Below are 21,197 nucleotides of genomic sequence, written 5' to 3' on the forward strand. Positions count from 1 at the left end.
AGAGGTTCAGGGGCGGGTCACCCGCACGATGTTGCCTTCGATGGCGCTCAGGCGCACACGCTCGCCAGCGGCGATGTCGCTGTCGGCGATGCAGGTCCATTCTTCGTTGCCCAGCACGGGCTTCTGAAAACGCACACGGCCTTTCTGGAACTGCGACACGCTGGCGGTGAGCAGGCCGACTTCGCCGATCACGCTGTCGGCGGTCCAGCGCAGGTCAGGCTTCTTGTTGCGAAACACCTTGAACCACAGCAGCGTGGTGACGGAGGACAACGCCACCCACAGCAGCACTTGCATGTCCAGTTGCAGGGCCGGCGCGACCAGGGCGATCAACGCCACCAGCACGGCGCCGATGCCGAACCAGAGAATGAAGAAGGTCGGCAGCACCAGTTCCAGCAGGATCAGCGCGATGCCGAAGACGAGCCAGATCCACCATTGCATTTCCATATGGGCAGGGCCTTGCGGTGAGGGAGGCTGAAGTTTACGGCAGGGGGCCGCGACTGTCTTGTGCCTGAGCTTTGGCAGTGGTGAGGGCGGCGGTGAGCTGGCGTGTTGGGGTCGCCGTTTGGCGTCCTGCAGGTGTGCAGCGCTCGGGATCATGGGGCCGCTGTGCGGCCCAATCGCGACGCAAGGCCCACGCGGGCGTGCAGACTCCAAGAAGTTGAGCAAGACCACGGGTCGGTGGTAGGTGAAAGACAGTTGGCTCCTACCGAGATTGCGCTCGCTTTATTTCCGGGGCACGGCATGCGAAACCGGGTAATCATGCGTTTGTTACTCATCTGCAGCGCATGATTTCCAGAATCCAGCGCGTCTTTTTGTGGGAGCGGCCTTGTGTCGCGATTGGACCGCACAGCGGTCCCGGCAATGGCAGCGGCGAAGCTGAAAACATGGGACCGCTACGCGGTCCAATCGCGACACAAGGCCGCTCCCACGAGGGCGTGCAGACTCCAATGAAGTTGAGCAAGGCCACGGGACGGTGGTAGGTGAAAGACCCCCCAGTCCAACCAGATCATGGTTGTCATACGAAGCAACACTGCAATCCAACCGCTCAGGCGCACCGCGTCTATCGTCGAACACACCTTCCACAGGAGCGCGACATGGACCGTCCCAGTTCCCATCGGCTACGACGAGGCCGCTTTTCCGAGCCAGGCCGTTTCTATCTGCTGACTACCACCACCCGCAATCGGCTTGCTCTTTTCGACGCCTTCCCGCTCGCCCGGACGGTCATTTCTCAATTGAGACATTCTGACCAAGAGCAGGCCTGCCGCTCGCTGGCCTGGGTGCTGATGCCTGATCACCTGCATTGGTTGATCGAGTTGGGCAATGTGAAACTCGACACACTCATGTGCCGCTTCAAGTCCCGCAGCAGTTGCGCACTGTATCGGGCAGGGGCCCCACGTAGGCCCATCTGGCAGCCAGGCTTCCATGATCGAGCGCTGCGTCGTGAAGACGACCTCAGGGCTGTCGCTCGCTACATCGTTGCCAACCCGCTCCGAGCAGGGCTGGTCAGGCAAGCGGGTGATTATCCGCATTGGGATTGCGTGTGGTTGTGAGCCCGGCAGTACTCACCTGCCCAGGTTTCACAACCCCAACGCCTCACTCAGCGCCGCCACCGACTCGAACAGTCGATCCACTGTCGGCAGCGGCGGGCGCTTGAGCACCAAGACCGGCACCCCGCGCTCGCGGGCCACTTGCAGTTTCGGCTCGGTGGCGGCGCTGCCGCTGTTCTTGCTGACCAGCACGTCGATCTGCCGTCGTGCGAACAGCGCCCGCTCGTCTTCCAGGTGAAACGGCCCGCGTGCGCCAATCACTTCGCAGCGCGCGTTGCCCGGACAGGCTTCCAGGGCGCGCAGGGTCCAGAACTGCTGCGGCGGGATGGCCTGCAAATGTTGCAGCGGCTCGCGCCCGAGGGTGAACAGGGGGCGCTGAAACGGCGCCAGGGCGTCGATCAGTTCCGTCCAGTCGGCCACCTCACGCCAGTCGTCTCCCGGCTGGGCCTGCCACGCCGGTCGGCGCAGCGCCCAGCAGGTCACCCCGGCCGCCTGCGCGGCGCGTGCCGCGTTGGCGCTGATCTGCGCGGCATAAGGGTGGGTGGCGTCGATCAGCAGGCTGATGCGTTCGGCTTTCAGGTACGTCGCCAGCCCTTCGGCGCCGCCATAGCCGCCCACGCGCACCTGGCAAGTCAGGTCGTCGGGTACACGGCCGATGCCTGCCAGGCTGTAGACGTGCTGCGGGCCCAGGCGCCGGGCGATGGCCAGGGCCTCGGTGATGCCGCCGAGCAAAAGGATGCGCTCGCTCATTGCACACCCGCCGTGCCGACCACACCGCCCTGGCGGTCGATGGCGAACACCTCCACCTGCACCTGCGTCGGCACCACGCTGCGGGCGAACGCCAGGGCGTGGGCGCAGACCGCATCGCCCAGGGCGACACCCGCCGCATGGGCCAGCGCCAGCGCCTGCTGGCTGGTGTTGGCGGCGACGATGGCGTCTTGCAGCGCGGCGGGCGCGCCGATGTCCGCTGCCCAACCGGCCAGTTGCGGCAGGTCGATGCTCGAGTGGCGGCTGTGCAGGTCCATGTGCCCAGCGGCGAGCTTGCTGATCTTGCCGAAGCCGCCGCACAGGGTCAGGCGTGCCACTGGCACTTTGCGCACATGCTTGAGCACCGCGCCGACGAAGTCGCCCATCTCGATCAAGGCCATTTCCGGCAGGCCGTAGATCCGCCGCATGGTGTCCTCGCTGGCGTTGCCCGTGCAGGCGGCGATGTGCGTGCAGCCATTGCTGTAGGCGACATCGATGCCCTGGTGGATCGAGGCGATGTAGGCCGCGCAGGAAAACGGCCGGACGATGCCGCTGGTGCCCAGAATCGACAGCCCGCCCAGGATGCCCAGGCGCGGGTTCATTGTCTTGAGCGCCAGCGCCGCGCCGTCCTGCACGTTGACCGTGACCTCGAACCCACCGGCATAGGCGCAGGCCTCGGCCAACTGCTGCAAGTGTTCGCCGATCATTCGCCGCGGCACCGGGTTGATCGCCGGCTCGCCCACCGCCAGCACCAGGCCGGGGCGGGTGACGGTGCCCACGCCCTCGCCGGCGACGAAGCGCACGCCGGGCTGTTCGATCAGCCGCACCTGGCTGTAGAGCAGGGCGCCATGGGTCACGTCCGGGTCGTCGCCGGCATCTTTCAGGGTGCCGGCTTCGGCGCGCTCGGCATCGCGCCGGCAGAATTCCAGGCGCATCTGCACCTGCTTGCCCTTGGGCAAGGTGATCTGTACCGCATCGCTGGTCTGGCCGGTCAGCAACAGGCGCGCCGCCGCCAAGCTGGTGGCCGTGGCGCAGCTACCGGTGGTCAGGCCGCTGCGCAGCGGCGCCGGTTGTTCACGGGTTTCTTCACGCATCGACGGGTTTGACCACCTCGAGCAGGGTAATCGGCAGGGCTTGGCGCCAGGTATCGAAGCTACCCAGGGCCTGGGCCTGGGCCACATGCAGGCGGGTCAACTCGCCGCCGTTCGCTTCGCGGAACTGCGCCAGGGCCAGCTCGCTCTGCAAGGTCACGGCATTGGCCACCAGCCGCCCGCCGGGGCGCAGGCGCTCCCAGCACACCGGCAGTACGCCCTCGCCCGTGACACCGCCGCCAATGAAGATGGCATCGGGGCGCTCCAGCTCGGCCAGGGCCTGCGGCGCCTTGCCACGAATCAGTTGTAGACCCGGCACGCCGAGCTGGTCGCGGTTGAATTCGATGAAGCCCTGTCGGCCTTCGTCGGCCTCGATAGCCAGGGCGCGGCAACTGGGGTGGGCGCGCATCCATTCGATGCCGATCGAGCCACAGCCGGCACCGACATCCCACAACAGCTCACCCGGCTGCGGCGCCAGACGCGCCAGGGTGATGGCACGCACGTCGCGCTTGGTCAACTGACCGTCGTGGCGAAAGGCACTGTCGGGCAGACCGCTGACCGGTGACAAGCGCGGCGTGTCGGGCGCGGCCTGGCAGTCGATGGCGACCAGGTTGAGCGCGGCGCTGCTGCCCGCTGGCCACGCGTCGGCGGTGCCGCTCAGGCAGCGTTCGGCCGCCCCGCCCAAGTGCTCGAACACCTGCAGGCGACTGGGGCCGAAACCGCGTTCGCAGAGCAACCGGGCGATGGCGGTCGGGCTGTCGCCGTCATTGCTCAGCACCAGCAGGCGCACGCCGCTGTAGAGGTGGGCATTGAGCGCCGCCAGTGGCCGCGCCACCCCCGAGACCACCTGCACCTCCTGCAAAGGCCAGCCCAGGCGCGCGGCGGCCAGGGCGCAGGAGGAGGGCATCGACAGCACCTGCATCTGCTCGGCCGGCACCTGGCGCGCCAGGCTCGCGCCGACGCCGTAGAACATCGGGTCGCCGCTGGCCAGCACGCACACCGGCTCGCCGCGCCGGGCCAGCACCGGTGCCAGGGAGAACGGGCTGGGCCAGGGCTGGCGCTGGCCGACCACGCAGCGCGGCAGCAACGCCAACTGGCGCGGGCTGCCGAAGATCGTCGGTGCGCCCAGCAGTGCGCGCCGGGCCTGTTTACCCAGGCCGCTGAAACCGTCTTCGCCGATGCCTACTACTGTCAGCCAGGGGGCCATGTGATGCTTCCGTTGGGTTGAGGGGCACGATCAGCGCCAGCGCGATTTCCACGACCGGCTCGACCACCGGCTTTTCATGCCGCCGGACAAAGCAGGCATAATACCGCGCCTTCCCTCCACAAGCGCGCCTCGACGATTGCCGGACACCCTCTTGAAGCCAAGCCCAACCCCCCGCGCAGCACCACGTCCCTCGGCCTGTCCGGGGTTGTGGCGCATCGTCGCCGCGCGCGATGGCGGTATCTGCCGGATCAAGTTGCCCGGCGGGCGTTTGCTGGCCGCCCAGGCCGAGGCCGTGGCCGACGCCGCCGAGCGCTACGCCTCGGGCGTGATCGAGGCGACCAACCGCGCCAACCTGCAAATCCGCGGCATCGGCGCGCAGCACCCGGCGCTGATCGAGCACCTGCTGGCTGCCGGGCTGGGGCCGCGCGAGGCCGCTGGCGACGATGTCCGCAACCTGATGCTCAGCCCGCTGGCCGGCCTCGATCCGGCCAGCGTCGTGGATGTTCGCCCGCTGGCCGCGCAGCTCTTGCAGCTGCTGGAAACCACCCCGCGCCTGCATGCGCTGTCGGCCAAGTTCGCCGTGCAGTTGGACGGCGGCGAGGACCTGGCGATGCTCGCTCACCCTCATGATCTGTGGCTGTCGGCCCTCACCCTCGACGGCGAGCCCTGGCTGGCCTTCGGCCTGGCCGGCTGTCCGGGCGAGGATCCGCCGCTGGGGGCCGTGCCGTTCGACCAGGGGTTGGCGCTGGTGCAGGCGGTACTGGAACGCTTTCTCGACCTGGCCAGCCCTGAGCAGACGCGCATGCGCCACCTGCTGCAGACCTGTCCGGCGCAGACCTTCGTCGCCGACCTGGGCCTGCCGATTCGTCACGATGCCGCCGTACTCAACTGGCGCCGTCCGGCGAGTCAGGCGCGCTGGCTCGGCGCGCTGGCCCAGCGTCACGGCGTGGCCCTGGGCGTCGCGCCGCCGCTGGGACGCCTGACTCCAGACATGCTGCGCGGCGCGGCGCACGTCGCCCGTCTGGTCGGAGACGGCAGCCTGCACCTGACCCCCTGGCAAAGCCTGGTACTGCCGAACCTCGACCCCACGCAGCTCATCGACGCCCAGGCGGCGCTGGCCGAGCTGGGCCTGATCGACGCTGCGCAGCAGCCGCTGGCCCGCCTCGCGGCCTGCACCGGTTCCAGCGGCTGTGCCCGCGGCCTGGCCGACACCAAGGCCGATGCCCGGCTGCTCGCCGGCCGGTTGCACCACGGCGTTCCGGCCAGCGTGCACCTGACCGGCTGTCCGCGCTCCTGCGCCATGGCCCACGTGGCCCCGGCGACCTTGCTGGCCCGCGCGCCCGGACGCTACGACCTCTATCTGCGCGACGCGCGCCTGCCCGGCTTCGGCCGCTTGCGCGCCTGCGACCTTACCCCAGAAGAAGCAGGCGCCATGCTCGACCTGCCGACGGAGCACCTTGATGATTGACTACATCCGCGATGGTCAGGAGATCTATCGCAATTCCTTCCGCATCATCCGCGAGGAGGCCCGCCTGGAGCGGATTCCCGCCGACCTGGAAAAGCTCGCCGTGCGCGTGATCCATGCCTGCGGCATGGTCGAGGCCATCGATGGCCTGCAGTTTTCTGCCGGCGCGGGTCTGGCCGGACGCCAGGCCCTGGCCAACGGCGCGCCGATCCTGTGCGATGCGCACATGGTCGCCGAGGGCATCACCCGCGCCCGCCTGCCGGCCAACAACCCGGTGATCTGCACCCTGCGCGACCCGCGCGTGCCGGACATGGCCAAGGCGGCCGGCAACACCCGCTCCGCGCTGGCCCTGGAGCTGTGGCGCCCGCACCTGGCCGGCAGCGTGGTGGTGATCGGCAATGCCCCCACTGCACTGTTCTACCTGCTGGAAATGCTCGATGCCGGGGCGCCCAAGCCCGCCCTGATCCTGGGCTTCCCGGTGGGCTTCGTCGGCGCTGCCGAGTCCAAGGCCATGCTCGCCGCCGACAGCCGTGGCGTGCCCTTCGTGATCATGCAGGGCCGCCTGGGCGGCAGCGCCATGGCCGCAGCGGCGGTCAACGCACTGGCCACGGAGGTGGAATGATGCAGGCACGCGGACGTCTGCTGGGGCTGGGCGTAGGCCCCGGCGATCCCGAGCTGATCACGGTCAAGGCGCTGCGCCTGCTGCGCGAGGCGCAGGTGGTGGCCTACTTCGTGGCCAAGGGCAAGCGCGGCAATGCCTTCGGCATCATCGAGGGGCACTTGCAGGCGCAGCAGACGCTGCTGCCGCTGGTGTACCCGGTGACCACCGAGGCGCTGCCGGCGCCGTTGTCGTACGAACAGGTGATCAGCGACTTCTACGACGAAGCCAGCGTGCAGGTGGCCGAACACCTGGAGGCCGGTCGCGACGTGGCGGTGATCTGCGAGGGCGATCCGTTCTTCTACGGCTCGTACATGTACTTGCACGACCGCCTCGCCCAGCGCTACGAAGCCCAGGTGATCCCAGGCGTGTGCTCGATGCTCGGCGGCGCCTCGGTGCTGGGCGCGCCGTTGGTGTACCGCAACCAGACCCTGACCGTGCTCTCTGGCGTGCTGCCCCACGCCGAGCTCAAACGGCGCCTGGCCGACGCCGACGCGGCGGTGATCATGAAGCTGGGCCGCAACTTCCCCAAGGTGCGCGAGGTGCTCGCCGAGCTGGGCCTGGATGGCCGCGCCCTGTACGTGGAGCGCGCGACCATGGCCAACCAGAAGATCGTCGCGCTCGATGCGGTCGATCCGCAGTCCTCGCCGTATTTCTCGCTGATCGTGGTGCCGGGGGAAAAATGGCAGGGATGAACACGCAGGCGATGGCCATCGTCGTGCTCGGCCAGGGCAGCCTGGCCACCGCACGGCGCCTGCAGCAGCGTTATCCACAGGCACGCATTCATGGCCTGAGTGGGCGTGTGGAAGGCGTCGATCACCTGTATGCCTCGTTCGGCGACACCCTGCGCGCGCTGTACCGCGCGGGCGTGCCGATCATCGCCCTGTGCGCGGCCGGCATCGTCATTCGCAGCCTCGCCGCTGTGCTCGACGAAAAGGGCAGCGAGCCGCCAGTGCTCGCGGTGGCCGAGGACGGCAGCGCAGTGGTGCCGCTGCTCGGTGGCCTGAGCGGGGTCAATGGGCTGGCCCGCGAGCTTGGCGAGGCGCTGGGAGTGGCTGCGGCGATCACCACCAGCGGCGAACTGCGCTTCGGCACCTGCCTGCTCAACCCGCCGCCCGGTTACGCCCTGGCCGACCTGGAGCAGGGCAAGCGTTTCGTCTCCGACCTGCTGGCCGGCGAGCCGCTGCGCATCGAAGGCGCGGCGCCTTGGCTGGCCCAGGCCCCACTGACCCAGGCCGACGACGCACGCCTGACCTTGCACGTGGGCTGCACGGCGCGCCCGGCCAGCCGCGATGAACTGCTGATCCACCCGCGTTCGGTGCTGGTGGCGGTGGACGAGACACAGCCCGAACTGGCGCGGCGCGTGCGTGAGGCGCTGGCGGCGGCGAACATCGCCCAGGCGTCGCTGGCCTGCCTGCTGGCGAGCGAACCGGCGATGGCTGAACCCGCCGTGCACGCGGCGGCCCGCGAACTGGGCGTGATCCTGCGCTTCGCCCCGGCAGGTGTCAGCGTCAGCGAGAGGGCGCAGCAAGCGCTGGCCGGTGCGCAGGTGATCGAGCAGGACGGCCTGGCCATCGCCATAGCCGCCGCGCCGTTCGATGCGCAGCAGATTGGCCGGGGCCGTGGTCGTCTGGCGGTGATCGGCCTGGGCCCCGGCGCGGCCGAGCTGATGGTGCCGGCGGTCAAGGCCGAGCTGGCCCGCGCCGAGGATGTGCTGGGCTACGAGACCTATGTGCGCATGGCCGGTCCCTTCCGCGACGACCAGGTGCTGCACTGCACCGACAACCGCGAAGAGATGCAGCGCGCCCGGCATGCCTTCGCGCTGGCGGCGCAGGGGCGTTCGGTGGTGGTGGTGTCGTCGGGCGATCCGGGGGTGTTCGCCATGGCCGCCGCCGTGCTCGAAGCGCTGCATGAGTCCGACGACCCGGCCTGGCACCGGGTCGAGCTGCAGATCCTGCCCGGTGTCTCGGCCTCGCTGGCCACCGCTGCTCAGGCGGGCGCGCCGCTGGGGCACGACTTCTGCGTGCTGTCGCTGTCGGACAACCTCAAGCCCTGGTCGATCATCGAAACCCGTCTGGACCTGGCGGCCCAGGCCGATCTGGTGCTGGCGTTCTACAACCCCATCTCCAAGGCCCGCCCCTGGCAACTGGGCCAGGCCCTGGACGTCGTGCGCCGTCACCGCGACGGTCGCACGCCGGTGGTGCTGGGGCGTGACATCGGCCGCCCGGGACAGACGCTGAAGGTGGTGACGCTCGCCGAGCTGCTGCCGGAGATGGTCGACATGCGCACCATGGTGCTGGTCGGCTCGTCCACCACCTGCGTATTCCAGCATCCGGGCGGTGTGCAGTGGGTGTACACCCCGCGCTGGTACCCCCCGCACGGGTGACCGCAGAGGAACTCCTTCAGCGCGCCACGCCAGGCGGCGCCTGGCTAACGTGGTGGTCCCTGATGTGCAGGGACCACCCCAAGGAGTTTTCAAATGAGCGACGACAAAACCAGCGCCGATGCCGGCTTGCTGGTCGAAGGCAACCTGCTGGCCTGCGGTGCGGGCATGTCCGATCAGCACCGCCAGGATGTGAAGAACGCGTTCCACTTCGCCACCCTTGCCGCAGACAAGGTGCTGGATATCGAAAAGGATGGCAAGGCGTGGTACGACAAGTTCCTCGACGCCATGCGTGACGTCGGTTTCACCACCCCCAAGCGCAGCTTCGAGATGGAAACATCCACCGAGCTCAGCGTCACCCTCGGCGCGGTGGCCGTGCGCGTCATCGGCGCGGCTGGCAGTGCCCTGCTCGGCGGCACTGCGGTGGGCGCGCTGGCGAAGAAGGCGTTCGACAAGCTCACCACGGTGGAGAGCGACACCCGCATCGTCCACCACAAGAAGAAGAGCAAGGACCGCGGCGTGGTGGGCATGGCCGCCTGCGTGGAAACCGCCAAGGGCGATGTGGTCATGGTCATGAGCTGCGTGCAATCGACCGCGCCGAACATCGACGATGACGTGCTGGGTGTGCAGTTCAAGCTCGACAGATCGGATTACTACGCCGGTCAGGCCGTACTGACACTCAACAGCTTCGTCTACGAAAAGGTGCGCGCCACCATCGAGGAAAAGCTCGGCGTGCGCAGCGTCGAGAACGTCCTGCAGTACGACATCTGATCCAGGCGCGGCGTCCGTGGGCGCCGCGTTTCCGAGTCCGTCCAGACGAGAACTACCGCCATGACCTATCACGATCACAGCGTGCTGCTGGTCGGCCACAGCATCGTGCTGATGCCGCCGGACATCTTGCCGCAGTCACGCGCCGATGCCCTCGATTCACTGCAGTACTGTCAGTTGCTGGCCTGCAAGCAGGCTGGCGAGCGCTTCGACCATCCCGACGCCTGGGCGGCGGCTTATCGCCAGGCGTTCGCTGCGCTGAGCTGGATCCGCACCGTCAACCTGCACGAACAGCTCACCTTGGGCGCTGACGGCCTGAGCACTGACGATGCACCCCTGGCCACCTGGTTCAAGCAGCGCCAGATCGCGCTCGATGCACTGAGAGAAACGGTCGCCGACCGCGTCTGCGGCCATGCAGCGGGCCTCGATCATCTCCTGCGTTTTGCCGTGCGCCAGCAGGCCGAGCGCGCAGACGTGAGCGTCGAGTTCGCGCTGATCGGCAGTGGTCCGAGCCTGGACCTGTGCAGCGTAGCGTGGCGCAGCGAGCAGCCGGTGACCCGCGACACTTTCGCGGCGGCCTTGCGCCACCTGCCGTCCAGTGTCGAGGTGAGCCTGCGCGCGATGTCATTGAACCTGAACACCCAAGCCTTCGCGTCACGCCGCGCCGCCCTGCGTGGTCTGGTCGAGCAGAAGGAGCGCGATCAACCACGGCGCCTGGAACTGGGAGTGAGCAGCCATGAGTGAGCACAATGCTGCCGTGATCGGCGCCGGTGTGGTGTCGTTCCTTCCGGGCCTGTCGCTGGCGCAGAAGGACAAGGTGAAACTGGCGCTGGCGCTGGCCGAGCGTGCGACCCAGGGTGCGTTCGAAGAGGGCCTGGTACAGGACTGGTTCGCCTACTACCGCAACCAGTTGAAGTTCATGGGCTGGGACGCGGTGACCGCCGAGCAGATCAATTGGCCGGACGACTCGCGAACCGAGCAGGTGGACAAGGTGCTGAGCCTGATCGCCAAGACCGCCGGCGGCCATTTCGCCGATGCGGTACAACTGTCGCTGGCCAAGCTGCTGGGCAATCCCAAGCCACTGGCCAGCCTCGAGCACCACGCCCAGGCGCGCCAGCACTTCCAGCTACTGCCCTGCGCCCCGGCCGGCGAGCACCGCGTGGACATGGTGCTGTACCACGAGATCGACACCCGCGATGTCTGGAGCGCTGGCTTTCTCACCCGCCAGCGCACCCTGAAAAATGTCCGCGCCGAACTCGTGCGCTTCAACCTACTGGCCTTCGAGCACAGTCACCTGCCCAACGTGCAGCAACGTGTGGTCGAGGTTTCACTCAACCGCATCCTCGATTACGACCTCTAGTTGCTTGCAGCTTGCAGCTTGCAGCTTGCAGCTTGCAGCTTTCAGCCTTGCTGGCGCTGGCTGGCCCAGAACTGGATCAGCTCGCGCAACTGAGACAGCTCCACCGGTTTGGCCATGTGTCCATCCATGCCGACCTGCAAGGCGCGCTCCTTGTGCTCGCCGAGAATGTGCGCGGTCAGCGCCACCACCGGCGTGCGCGGGCGCTGGTTGGCCAGTTCCCATTGGCGAAGCTGCTCGGTGGCGGAGAACCCGTCCAGCACAGGCATCTCGCAGTCCATCAGCACCAGGTCGTAGCGTTGGGTCTTCATCGCCCTCAGCGCTTCTTCGCCGTTGCTGGCCGTGTCGGGCTCGAGATTGAGTTTGCCGAGCATGCCGCGAATCACTTTGGTGGAAATGCTGTTGTCCTCGGCCACCAGGATGCGGAAGTCGGTGGGCAACTCCAGCGGTGCCGGGGCGTTGCCCAGGGCGCTGGCCAGGGCCGTCTCGCGACCGCGCTGGGCCAGTTCCTCGGCGAGGGTGGTCTTGAGCGTGTAACCGGCCACCGGCTTGGCCAGGATGCGTTTGATCCCGGCGTTGCGGGCGATGACCTTGCTCGGCGCATTGCTGATCCCCGTGAGCATGATCACCAGAATGTCGTGATTCAGGCTCGGGTCTTCCTTGATCTTCGTCGCCAGTTGCATACCGGTCATGCCGGGCATGTTCTGGTCCAGCAGTACGGCGTCGAAGTAGTCGCGCAAGTGCGCCTTGGTGCGCAGCAGCGCCAGCGCTTCCTTGCCCGACGGTACTGCGCTGACGTTCATGCCCCAGGCGCTGCACTGCTGCACCAGCACCTTGCGGCAGGTGTCGTTGTCGTCCACCACCAGCACCCGAGCGTCGCGCAGCGAGCCGTCGAGGTCGGCGCTGGGCTGTTCGAGGCGCGCCGGATCCAGCGGCAGGGTGAGCCACAAGGTGTTGCCACGGCTGGTGCTGGTCTTGATGCCGAACTCGCCCTGCATCAGGCCGATCAGTTGCTTGGCGATCACCAGGCCCAGGTGGCCGCCGAGCTTGTTGCTGGAGAGGAAATGGTGGCTGTGCAACTCGGCCTGCAGCAGCGCCTCGCGCTCGGCGCTGGGCATCGGCTCGCCGCTGTCCTGCACGGCGATGCGCAGGCGCGTGGCGTCGCCGCGCTGATCGAGGGCCACCACCAGCAGGATTTCGCCTTGGTCGCCGTTCTTCAGGGCGCTTTCCAGCAGGCTGGACAGCGCCTGGCGCAGGCGTGTCGGGTCGCCGCTGATGACCCGCGGCACCTGCGGCTGGGTGAAGCTGATCAGCTCGATGTTCTGTTGCTCGGCCTTGGCCCGGAAGATGTTCAGGCAGTCTTCGATCAGGGCATTGAGGTCGAACTGCACATCGTCCAGCTCGATCTGCCGCGATTCGAGCTTGGAGATGTCGAGGATCTCGTTGATCAGGGTGAGCAGCTCGTTACCGGCGCTGTGAATGGTCTGCACGTAGTCGCGTTGCTTCACCGACAGTGGCGTGCCGAGCAGCAGTTCGGTCATGCCCAGCACGCCGTTCATCGGGGTGCGGATCTCGTGGCTGATCTTGGCCAGGAACTCGGCCTTGGCATTGATCTCGGCATTGCTGGCGGCCAGCGCGCGGCTGGCGCGCACGCGCTCGTCGTTGGTCCTGCGCAGGCGCTCGCTGACCGCCAGGTTCAGCAGCAGGCCGCTGACCACCGTCAATCCCAGCAGGATGCACAGCAGCCACGGTGTGGCGGTGCGGGTCAGGCCGAGCAGGGCGGGCAGCAGCACCAGGCCGCCCAGGCTGAACACCAGCATGCCCGAGGCGAACAGCCGCGCAGGCGTGTAGCCCTGATACCAGTAATAGGCGCTGATCAGGAGCATGCTCAGGCTGCCGAGGGCGAGCAGGACGTAGGTGGTGAGGTTCAGCGGCAGGGTGTCGACGAACAGCAGCAGCAGGCCGCAGAGCCCGCCGATGAGCATCTGCGCCTGTAGCAGGCGGTTCAGCCGGCGAGAAGCGCAGGGGGCGAAGAAGCGTTGGGTGAAGTGCAGGCCGACCAGCCCGGCCAACACCAGCATCAGGTAGGCCGCCGGGGTTTGCGCGCTGTGCCACAGGCGCCACCACGGGCCGCAGAGGTTGAGCAGGATCAGCGCGCTGAGCAGCATCAGCGCGTGGTACAGCGCCAGCACCAGGGTGGTGCCGGAGCGGGTGTAGAAGAAGCGGATCAGGTTGTGCAGGATCAGCATCGCCAAGGCGCCGAACAGCAGGCCGAACAGCAGCGGTTGGCGTTGGTCGCTGGCGGCCTGCGCCGCCGATTCCAGGCTGATCGCCGGTCGCAACTGGTGTTCGGACACCAGTCGCACATAGAGGTCCAGCGCTTGCGTGGCATTGGGCAACGCCAGCACATGGTCGCTGCCACGCAAGGTCGGGTTGCCATCGCTCGGCGCGCGACCATGGTGGAACTGGCGCAGCAGCTTGCCGTCGACCAGGGCATAGAGGTCCAGGCGCGAGAGGTCGGGGGCGAAGATGCGCAGCAGGCGTTCCTGGTCGGCAGGCTCCAGGCGGTAGTGCAGCCACAGGGCCTGGTCAGGCTCGGCAGCGTCCAACGCGTCCAGTTCAAGGGGGCTGAACTGGTTGCGGTAGCGTTCGGAGCGGATGTCGGACAGTTGCAGGCTAGCCTGCTCGTCGAGCAGCACCGACCAGCCCGAGCCTTGTTCGGCCGAAGCCGGCAGCAGGCAGAGCAGGGTCAGCAGGCTGACCAGCAGGGCAGTGGCAATCCGAAGCCGACGCACGTCGAGATCCTTTCTGGGCTGAGGGGCCGGGCGACAACTATGCGCGGCGGGGCGCGACGAAGGCAAGGCCCCGAAGGGCCCTGTCGACGAGCGCGGGGCAGGCGTCAGCGCGGGTATTCACCGCGCTCACGGGCGATGGCGCGATAGCCGATGTCGGTGCGGTAGAAGCTGGCGTCCCAGCTGATCTGTTCAGCCAGGCGGTAGGCCTGTTGCTGGGCCGCCTGGACGGTGTCGCCCAGGGCTGTGGCGCAGAGCACGCGACCGCCGGCGGTGACCACTTGGCCCTCCTTGAGCGCGGTACCGGCATGGAACACCTTGCCTTCCAGCGCGGCGGCCGCGTCCAGGCCGCTGATCGCCGCGCCCTTGGCGTAGTCGCCCGGGTAGCCACCGGCCGCCAGCACCACGCCCAGGCTCGGACGTGGATCCCACTGCGCCTCGACCTTGTCCAGGGCCTTGGCGAAGGCCGCTTCGATCAGCAGCACCAGGCTCGACTCCAGGCGCAGCATCACCGGTTGGGTTTCCGGGTCGCCGAAGCGGCAGTTGAATTCGATGACCTTGGGGTTGCCCGCCTTGTCGATCATCAGGCCGGCGTAGAGGAAGCCGGTGTAGACATTGCCTTCGGCGGCCATGCCGCGCACGGTCGGCCAGATCACCTGGTCCATCACGCGCTGGTGCACCTCGGCGGTGACCACCGGCGCGGGCGAGTAGGCGCCCATGCCGCCGGTGTTCGGGCCGCTGTCCTGGTCGCCGACACGCTTGTGGTCCTGGCTGGTGGCCATGGGCAGCACGTTGTGGCCGTCGACCATGACGATGAAGCTGGCTTCCTCGCCGTCGAGGAATTCTTCGATCACCACGCGCGAACCGGCATCACCGAAAGCGTTGCCGGCGAGCATGTCGCGCACGGCGTCTTCGGCTTCCTGCAGGGTCATGGCGACGATCACGCCCTTGCCCGCGGCCAGGCCGTCGGCCTTGATGACGATCGGTGCGCCTTTCTCGCGCAGGTAGGCCAGGGCCGGTTCGATCTCGGTGAAGTTCTGGTAGTCGGCGGTCGGGATCTTGTGGCGAGCCAGGAAGTCCTTGGTGAAGGCCTTGGAGCCCTCCAGTTGCGCCGCGCCCTGGGTCGGCCCGAAGCAGTCCAGGCCACGGCTGCGGAACAGGTCGACCACGCCGATGACCAGCGGCGCTTCCGGACCCACGATGGTCAGGTCGACGTTCTTCTCGGCGAAATCGGCCAACTGCTCCAGGGCACAGACGTCGATGGCGACGTTCTCGCACTTGGCTTCAGTGGCAGTGCCGGCGTTGCCGGGGGCGACGAAGATTTTCTCGACCCGTGGATCCTGCGCGACTTTCCAGGCCAGGGCGTGTTCACGACCGCCGCTGCCAATGATCAAAACTTTCATTACAGACTCCTTCGGAGAAGCTGCAAGCTGCAAGCTGCAAGAAAAGCGCTATGCGCTGATTCTGCCAACCCTGCAGCCAGGGGATGTGTGGTGCTGCCGCTGCAGGCAAGCGCTCAGGGCTCTTGCTTGCAGCGTGTAGCTTGAAACTTGCCGCTACCGTTTAGTGGCGGAAGTGGCGCATACCGGTAAACACCATCGCGATACCGGCCTCGTCGGCGGCGGCGATGACTTCGGCATCGCGCATCGAGCCGCCCGGTTGGATCACCGCGCTGATGCCGACCTTGGCGGCGTTGTCGATGCCATCGCGGAACGGGAAGAACGCGTCCGAGGCCATGACTGCACCTTGCACCTGCAGCCCAGCATGCTCGGCTTTGATGGCAGCGATGCGCGCGGAGTTGACGCGGCTCATCTGACCGGCGCCGACGCCGATGGTCTGACGGTTCTTGGCGTAGACGATGGCATTGGACTTGACGAACTTGGCCACTTTCCAGGCGAACACCAGGTCATGCAGTTCCTGTTCGGTTGGCGCGCGCTGGGTCACGACCTTCAGCGCCTCGGCACCGATCATGCCGATGTCGCGGCTCTGCACCAGCAGGCCACCGTTGACGCGCTTGAAGTCCCAGCCCATCGGGCGCTCGGCTGGCCACTGGCCGCACTCGAGCAGGCGCACGTTCTGCTTGGCTGCGACCACTTCGCGGGCGGCCTGGGAGATGCTCGGGGCGATGATCACCTCGACGAACTGACGCTCGACGATGGCCTTGGCGGTTTCGCCGTCCAGTTCGCGGTTGAAGGCGATGATGCCGCCGAACGCCGACTCGCTGTCGGTGGCATAGGCCAGTTCATAGGCCTGGCGGATGCCGCCTTGGTCTTCCGGCACCACGGCCACGCCGCACGGGTTGGCGTGCTTGACGATGACGCAGGCCGGCTTGACGAAGCTCTTCACGCATTCGAGCGCGGCGTCGGTGTCGGCCACGTTGTTGAACGACAGTTCCTTGCCTTGCAACTGGAGGGCGGTGGAGATGCTGGCCTCGCCCTTGTTCGCCTCGACATAGAACGCCGCGCTCTGGTGCGGGTTCTCGCCGTAGCGCATTTCCTGGGCCTTGACGAACTGAGTGTTGAAGGTGCGCGGGAATTCGCTGCGGCCTTCGGTGGACAGTTGCGCCTGGGACTGGTCGATGCTGCCCATGTAGTTGGCGATCATGCCGTCGTAGGCGGCGGTGTGCTCGAAGGCCTTGAGCATCAGGTCGAAGCGCTGGGCGTAGGTCAGGCCGCCGGCCTTGAGGCTTTCCAGGACTTGGGCGTAGTCGCTGGCGTTGACCACGATGGCCACGTCTTTATGGTTTTTCGCGGCCGAGCGGACCATGGTCGGGCCGCCGATGTCGATGTTTTCGATGGCGGTCGGCAGGTCGCAGCCCGGCTTGGCGATGGTCGCCTGGAACGGATACAGGTTCACCGCGACCAGGTCGATCGGCTTGATGCCGTGTTCGTCCATGATGGCGTCGTCGGTGCCGCGACGGCCGAGGATGCCGCCGTGGATCTTCGGGTGCAGGGTCTTGACCCGGCCGTCCATCATTTCGGCGAAGCCGGTGTAGTCAGCCACTTCCACCGCGTTCACGCCGTTGTCCTTGAGCAGCTTGTAGGTGCCGCCGGTGGACAGGATCTCGACACCGAGCTGTTGCAGCTCGCGGGCGAACTCGAGGATACCGGTCTTGTCGGAGACGCTGATCAGGGCGCGGCGGATCGGCAGGCGGGTAGTCTGGTCGGTCATTTCGGATTCCATAACGCGGTGGAGTCAGCAAAAAAGGCGCCTCTTTCGACGGAGCCGCCTTTTCTGATTGGGATTCTGGCTTACAACAGGTCGTACTGCTTGAGCTTCTTGCGCAGGGTGCCGCGGTTGAGCCCGAGCATCTCGCTGGCCTTGGTCTGGTTGCCCTTGACGTGGTTCATCACGCTTTCGAGCAAGGGTGCCTCGACTTCCGAAAGCACCAGGTTGTACACGTCCGTGACGGTGGCGCCTTCCAGGTGGGCGAAGTAGTTGTGCAGTGCCTTCTCGACGCTGTCGCGGAGCGTCTGCCCCTCTTCGCTCGGCGTGTTCAGGTGCTGCTTGAGGTTGGCGTTGTCGCTCACGGGCGTTGTTCCACTCACTAATGTCTCGGTCATCATCGTCATGCGGCCACCCCTTGTCCGTCCTCTGTCTCAAGGCTCTGTCGACGTTCGGCGAAGAACGCCTGAACGTTGGCGCATTGCGCTTGGGTATCTTCCAAGGCATTGAACCGGGCGCGAAACTCCCTGCCGCCCTTGCGTGTTGCCAGGTACCAGCCCACATGCTTGCGGGCGATACGAACGCCCATCACATCGCCGTAGAAGGCGTGCAATGCGGCCAAGTGCTCCAGCAGAATGCGTTCCACTTCGTCCAGCCCGGGGGCTGGAAGCTGCTCGCCGGTGCGCAGGTAATGCTCGACCTCGCGGAAGATCCACGGGCGTCCCTGCGCGGCGCGGCCGATCAGCAGGCCGTCGGCACCCGTGGCCGCCAGCACCGCCCGGGCCTTCTCCGGAGAGTTGATATCGCCGTTGGCGAACACCGGAATCGACACCGCCTGCTTGATCGCGGCGATGGTGTCGTACTCGGCGTCACCGGTGTACAGGTCGGCGCGGGTCCGGCCATGCACGGCCAGCGCCTGGATACCCGCCTGTTCGGCGATCTTCGCCACCGTCAGGCCATTCTTGTTCGAGCGGTCCCAGCCGGTGCGAATCTTCAGCGTGACCGGCACATCGACCGCCGCGACCACCGCCTCGAGGATCTCGGCAACCAGCGCTTCATCTCTCAATAAAGCAGAGCCTGCCGCTTTGTTGCAGACTTTTTTCGCCGGGCAGCCCATGTTGATGTCGATGATCTGCGCCCCGGATTCGACGTTGGCCCGCGCCGCCGCCGCGAGCATCTGCGCATCGCCGCCGGCGATCTGCACCGAGCGCGGCTCGGGATCGCCTTCGTGGATGCGGCGCAGGCGCGACTTGCGGCTGTTCCACAGGTTCATGTCGCTGCTGACCATCTCCGACACCACCATGCCCGCCCCCAGGCGTTTGCAGAGCGTGCGAAAAGGCTGGTCCGTGACCCCGGCCATGGGCGCGAGGATCAGGTTGTTGTGCAGTGTGTATGGGCCGATGCGTACCGCCGACATAGGTGTTCCCTGTTGTGGGGCCGGATCAATTGGAGTTCGAAAAAGGGATCGCATGATACCCGCTCTCGGTGACCGGATAAAGATGGATCTGGATAAAAAGTGAGCAGCCGCGCGCCTGCGCTGCAGGCACGAAGCGGCAAGCTATGAGCTGCAAGCTGCAAGCCAGCGCGGATCGGCTTCAGCTTGCAGCTTGCAGCTTGCGGCTTGCCGCTGCCTCAATCCGGGGAACGGAAGCTGAGGCTGTAGTTCACCGCCTTGGGGCCGGGGTCGAGGATGTCGAGGGCGATGTGGATGGGGGTCTGGCTGGGCATTTCGCCGCGCCCGGCCAGTTCGCCCGAGAGGTACTCGCTGGGCTTGAAGCGACGGCTGGCGATCAACTGGCCGTTGAGGTCGGCGAAGCGCAATTCCAGCAGCGGGAAGGGCTGGCTGAACGGGGCGCGGTTGTAGATGATCGCGTCGACGATCAAGGCGCCCTTGAAGTCCGGGTGGCTGCGCACCACCAGGTTGCTGCTCTTGATGCGGTTGATGTCGACGCGGGTCGGCACCTGGCAGCCGAGCGTCGGACACAGTTGCTGGAACAGCGGGCGATAGCGGTCGTGGCGGGCCATTTCGTCGAAATGGTAGTAGACGTACTGGAACCCCAGCAGGCCGGCGGCGATCAGCGCCAGCGCGCCCCAGAGCAGGCGCTTGCCCCAGTTCGGTGCGGGTTTCTGCCAACCCAGTTGCAGTGGATCGTCCATCACCTCCACCAGCGGCGCCTTGCGGGTCCGGCTCGGCGTGCTCGACAGCATCGGCTCCAGCCGTTCGTCGGCGCTGGTTTCGTCGGCGGGCTCGAGGTGATCGTCGTCGTCGCGGGCCGAGACCCGCACGGCGGCGACTTCGTCGTCCAGTGCCGACAGGCCGCTGCGCTCAAGCGCTGGCTCGCGCAGGGGCGGCGCCTCGTCGAAGGGTTCGTCGTGCTCGGCGTGCAGCCCGGTGGGGCGTTCGTCGTCGTCCAGGTCCAGGCGCGTGCCCAGCGAGGGTTCGGTGCGCGCGCTGTCTTCGGCGTCGAGGTCCGGCGCCGGGGTGTCGAGCAGAATCGGCGTCGGAGGGGGCTCGGGATGCGGTTCGAGGTGCTCGTCGTTGGCCGTGCCGAAGGCCTGCTCGCCGAGCTCATCGGCACGCGGATCGTCGCGCCGCGCCTGCAGCGAGTCGTCGCCGTGCGCGCGCTGACGCTGCGCGTCCGGGCCGCGCCGTTCCAGATGGGCGAGGGCCTGGTCCAGGTCCATGGCGTCGAGGTCGGCAGCCCAGTCGCCCTGAGTGGGCGGCGGCGCCACGGGGTCGGCGGCCACCGGAGCGGCTGCCAGGGGTGTCTGCGGCGGCTGTGCCGGGGCCTCGGTCAGCGGCTTCACGGCGCTGATCTGGCTTTGTTCGAGCAACTGCCGGGCGGCGTTGAACACCTGCAGGCACTGCCCGCACCGCACCACCCCACGGGCCACGCTCAACTGTTGATGGTTGATGCGAAAGCGGGTCTGGCAATGCGGGCACTGGGTGACGAAACTGTCGGTCATGCGGCGATCCGGGGGCTGTGCAGGAGTAGGGTCCAAGAGGTTCAGCGGCGACGGCCACTGATGCGCACCCAGCCGTCGCGTTCGGCGATCGGGTCCAGGTCGAAATCGTCAGCATAGGCCTTGGCCACCTCTTCGCCCTGTTCGGCGAGGATGCCCGACAACGCCAGCAAGCCACCGGGGCGCACCAGGCCGGACAACTGCGGCGCCAGCGACACCAGCGGCCCGGCGAGGATGTTGGCGACCAGCACGTCGGCTTGCAGGGCCGGCAACTGCTCAGGCAGGTAAAGCGCCAGGCGCTGTTCGGCGATGCCGTTGCGCCCGGCGTTGTCACGCGAGGCCTCCAGGGCCTGCACGTCGATGTCGGTGCCGACCGCCTCGCGGGCGCCGAGCAGCAGCGCGGCGATGGCCAGGATGCCCGAGCCGCAGCCGAAGTCCAGCACCTGAACGCCGTCCAGCGCCTGACCGTCGAGCCATTCCAGGCACAGGGCGGTGGTGGGGTGGGTGCCGGTGCCGAAGGCCAGGCCCGGATCGAGCAGCAGGTTCACCGCCTCGGGCTGCGGCGCCTGGTGCCAGCTCGGCACGATCCACAGGCGCTGACCGAAGCGCATGGGCTGGAAGTTGTCCATCCAGCTGCGTTCCCAGTCCTGGTCCTCGATCACCTCGGCCTGGTGCTCCGGCAGCGTGTCGCCGGTCAGCAGGCGCAGGTGGGCGAACACCTGCTCAGGCTCGGCGTCGGCTTCGAACAGCGCCAGCAGATGAGTGTGCGACCACAGTGGCGTGGTGTTGAGGTCGGGCTCGAAGATCGGCTGATCTTCGGCGTCCATGAACGTGACCGAGACGGCGCCGACTTCCAGCAGCGCGTCTTCGTAGGTTTCGGCTTGTTCCGGGCTGATGGCCAGGCGTACTTGCAGCCAGGGCATGGCGGGCACCTTTGGTAAATCTGCAGGGGCAGCGACGGGGCTGCGCGAAAGCGTGCAAGTTTACGCGAGTGCGCGGGGTTTGTAGAGCCGAAGGCCTGGCCTCGATCGCAGCGTTCGGCGCGACCCAGGC

Annotated in this window: 19 protein-coding genes; 8 read left to right on the forward strand and 11 right to left on the reverse strand. The window is 67.2% G+C overall.

What is annotated here, in order from left to right:
• Positions 1 to 6: 6 nt before the first annotated feature.
• Positions 7 to 444, reverse strand: coding sequence for an NfeD family protein (locus tag Q6A47_RS21180; RefSeq protein WP_029613677.1), 438 nt, complete (start codon positions 442 to 444; stop codon positions 7 to 9).
• 650 nt (positions 445 to 1,094) lie between these two features.
• Between Q6A47_RS21180 and Q6A47_RS21185 the strand changes: the two genes are divergently transcribed.
• The gene (locus Q6A47_RS21185; protein ID WP_304485283.1) at positions 1,095 to 1,550 is read left to right on the forward strand and encodes an REP-associated tyrosine transposase; all 456 of its coding nucleotides are present in this window, start codon (positions 1,095 to 1,097) and stop codon (positions 1,548 to 1,550) included.
• 27 nt (positions 1,551 to 1,577) lie between these two features.
• On the opposite strand, the gene Q6A47_RS21190 is transcribed toward Q6A47_RS21185, so the two are convergent.
• The 3 genes from Q6A47_RS21190 to cbiE are packed head-to-tail and all read right to left on the reverse strand — an operon-like array spanning position 1,578 to position 4,592.
• Positions 1,578 to 2,297, reverse strand: a complete 720-nt coding sequence (locus Q6A47_RS21190) for a cobalt-precorrin-6A reductase (protein ID WP_304485284.1) — start codon at positions 2,295 to 2,297, stop codon at positions 1,578 to 1,580.
• On the reverse strand, positions 2,294 to 3,388 hold the full coding sequence (locus tag Q6A47_RS21195; RefSeq protein ID WP_304485285.1) for a cobalt-precorrin-5B (C(1))-methyltransferase: 1,095 nt from the start codon (positions 3,386 to 3,388) through the stop codon (positions 2,294 to 2,296). Before Q6A47_RS21195 ends, Q6A47_RS21190 begins: the two co-directional genes overlap by 4 nt.
• Positions 3,381 to 4,592 (reverse strand): precorrin-6y C5,15-methyltransferase (decarboxylating) subunit CbiE, encoded by a 1,212-nt coding sequence (gene cbiE / locus Q6A47_RS21200; RefSeq protein ID WP_304485286.1) that lies wholly within the window; start codon positions 4,590 to 4,592, stop codon positions 3,381 to 3,383. Before cbiE ends, Q6A47_RS21195 begins: the two co-directional genes overlap by 8 nt.
• Before the next feature lie 76 nt (positions 4,593 to 4,668).
• Here cbiE and cobG point away from each other — a divergent pair, with 76 nt between their 5' ends.
• The 7 genes from cobG (at position 4,669) to Q6A47_RS21235 (ending at position 11,226) form a co-directional block, all read left to right on the forward strand.
• Positions 4,669 to 6,060 carry a precorrin-3B synthase gene (cobG, locus tag Q6A47_RS21205; RefSeq protein WP_304485287.1) on the forward strand — a complete coding sequence of 464 codons (1,392 nt, stop codon included), beginning with the start codon at positions 4,669 to 4,671 and terminating at the stop codon, positions 6,058 to 6,060.
• Positions 6,053 to 6,679, forward strand: coding sequence for a precorrin-8X methylmutase (locus Q6A47_RS21210; protein WP_039582945.1), 627 nt, complete (start codon positions 6,053 to 6,055; stop codon positions 6,677 to 6,679). Before cobG ends, Q6A47_RS21210 begins: the two co-directional genes overlap by 8 nt.
• The gene (locus Q6A47_RS21215) at positions 6,676 to 7,410 is read left to right on the forward strand and encodes a precorrin-2 C(20)-methyltransferase (protein WP_295481577.1); all 735 of its coding nucleotides are present in this window, start codon (positions 6,676 to 6,678) and stop codon (positions 7,408 to 7,410) included. Before Q6A47_RS21210 ends, Q6A47_RS21215 begins: the two co-directional genes overlap by 4 nt.
• Positions 7,398 to 9,101 (forward strand): precorrin-3B C(17)-methyltransferase, encoded by a 1,704-nt coding sequence (gene cobJ / locus Q6A47_RS21220; RefSeq protein WP_304485288.1) that lies wholly within the window; start codon positions 7,398 to 7,400, stop codon positions 9,099 to 9,101. The genes Q6A47_RS21215 and cobJ overlap by 13 nt, the downstream gene beginning before the upstream one ends.
• Positions 9,102 to 9,194: 93 nt before the next feature.
• Positions 9,195 to 9,869, forward strand: a complete 675-nt coding sequence (locus tag Q6A47_RS21225) for a hypothetical protein (protein ID WP_304485289.1) — start codon at positions 9,195 to 9,197, stop codon at positions 9,867 to 9,869.
• Positions 9,870 to 9,929: 60 nt separating this feature from the next.
• Positions 9,930 to 10,610, forward strand: coding sequence for a hypothetical protein (locus Q6A47_RS21230; protein ID WP_304485290.1), 681 nt, complete (start codon positions 9,930 to 9,932; stop codon positions 10,608 to 10,610).
• Entirely contained in the window at positions 10,603 to 11,226 is a 624-nt protein-coding gene (locus Q6A47_RS21235; protein ID WP_304485291.1) for a hypothetical protein, read from the forward strand. The genes Q6A47_RS21230 and Q6A47_RS21235 overlap by 8 nt, the downstream gene beginning before the upstream one ends.
• 41 nt (positions 11,227 to 11,267) lie before the next feature.
• On the opposite strand, the gene Q6A47_RS21240 is transcribed toward Q6A47_RS21235, so the two are convergent.
• The 7 genes from Q6A47_RS21240 to prmA all read right to left on the reverse strand — a co-directional run bounded on the left by Q6A47_RS21240 (position 11,268) and on the right by prmA (position 21,067).
• A complete protein-coding gene (locus Q6A47_RS21240; RefSeq protein ID WP_304485292.1) occupies positions 11,268 to 14,018 on the reverse strand; it encodes a hybrid sensor histidine kinase/response regulator in 2,751 nt (916 codons plus the stop codon).
• A gap of 104 nt (positions 14,019 to 14,122) precedes the next feature.
• On the reverse strand, positions 14,123 to 15,418 hold the full coding sequence (gene purD, locus Q6A47_RS21245) for a phosphoribosylamine--glycine ligase (protein ID WP_039582956.1): 1,296 nt from the start codon (positions 15,416 to 15,418) through the stop codon (positions 14,123 to 14,125).
• A gap of 160 nt (positions 15,419 to 15,578) precedes the next feature.
• A complete protein-coding gene (gene purH, locus Q6A47_RS21250; RefSeq protein ID WP_039582957.1) occupies positions 15,579 to 17,186 on the reverse strand; it encodes a bifunctional phosphoribosylaminoimidazolecarboxamide formyltransferase/IMP cyclohydrolase in 1,608 nt (535 codons plus the stop codon).
• 80 nt (positions 17,187 to 17,266) lie between these two features.
• Positions 17,267 to 17,587 carry a DNA-binding transcriptional regulator Fis gene (gene fis / locus Q6A47_RS21255; protein WP_029614158.1) on the reverse strand — a complete coding sequence of 107 codons (321 nt, stop codon included), beginning with the start codon at positions 17,585 to 17,587 and terminating at the stop codon, positions 17,267 to 17,269.
• Positions 17,584 to 18,597, reverse strand: coding sequence for a tRNA dihydrouridine synthase DusB (dusB, locus tag Q6A47_RS21260; RefSeq protein ID WP_304485293.1), 1,014 nt, complete (start codon positions 18,595 to 18,597; stop codon positions 17,584 to 17,586). Before dusB ends, fis begins: the two co-directional genes overlap by 4 nt.
• Positions 18,598 to 18,812: 215 nt before the next feature.
• Positions 18,813 to 20,147: a DUF3426 domain-containing protein gene (locus Q6A47_RS21265; protein WP_304485294.1), complete on the reverse strand. Its 1,335-nt coding sequence runs from the start codon at positions 20,145 to 20,147 to the stop codon at positions 18,813 to 18,815.
• A 41-nt stretch (positions 20,148 to 20,188) separates the two neighbouring features.
• Positions 20,189 to 21,067, reverse strand: a complete 879-nt coding sequence (gene prmA, locus Q6A47_RS21270) for a 50S ribosomal protein L11 methyltransferase (RefSeq protein WP_039582961.1) — start codon at positions 21,065 to 21,067, stop codon at positions 20,189 to 20,191.
• Positions 21,068 to 21,197: the final 130 nt, after the last annotated feature.

Source organism: Pseudomonas boreofloridensis, from assembly GCF_030580795.1.
GTDB lineage: Bacteria > Pseudomonadota > Gammaproteobacteria > Pseudomonadales > Pseudomonadaceae > Aquipseudomonas > Aquipseudomonas boreofloridensis.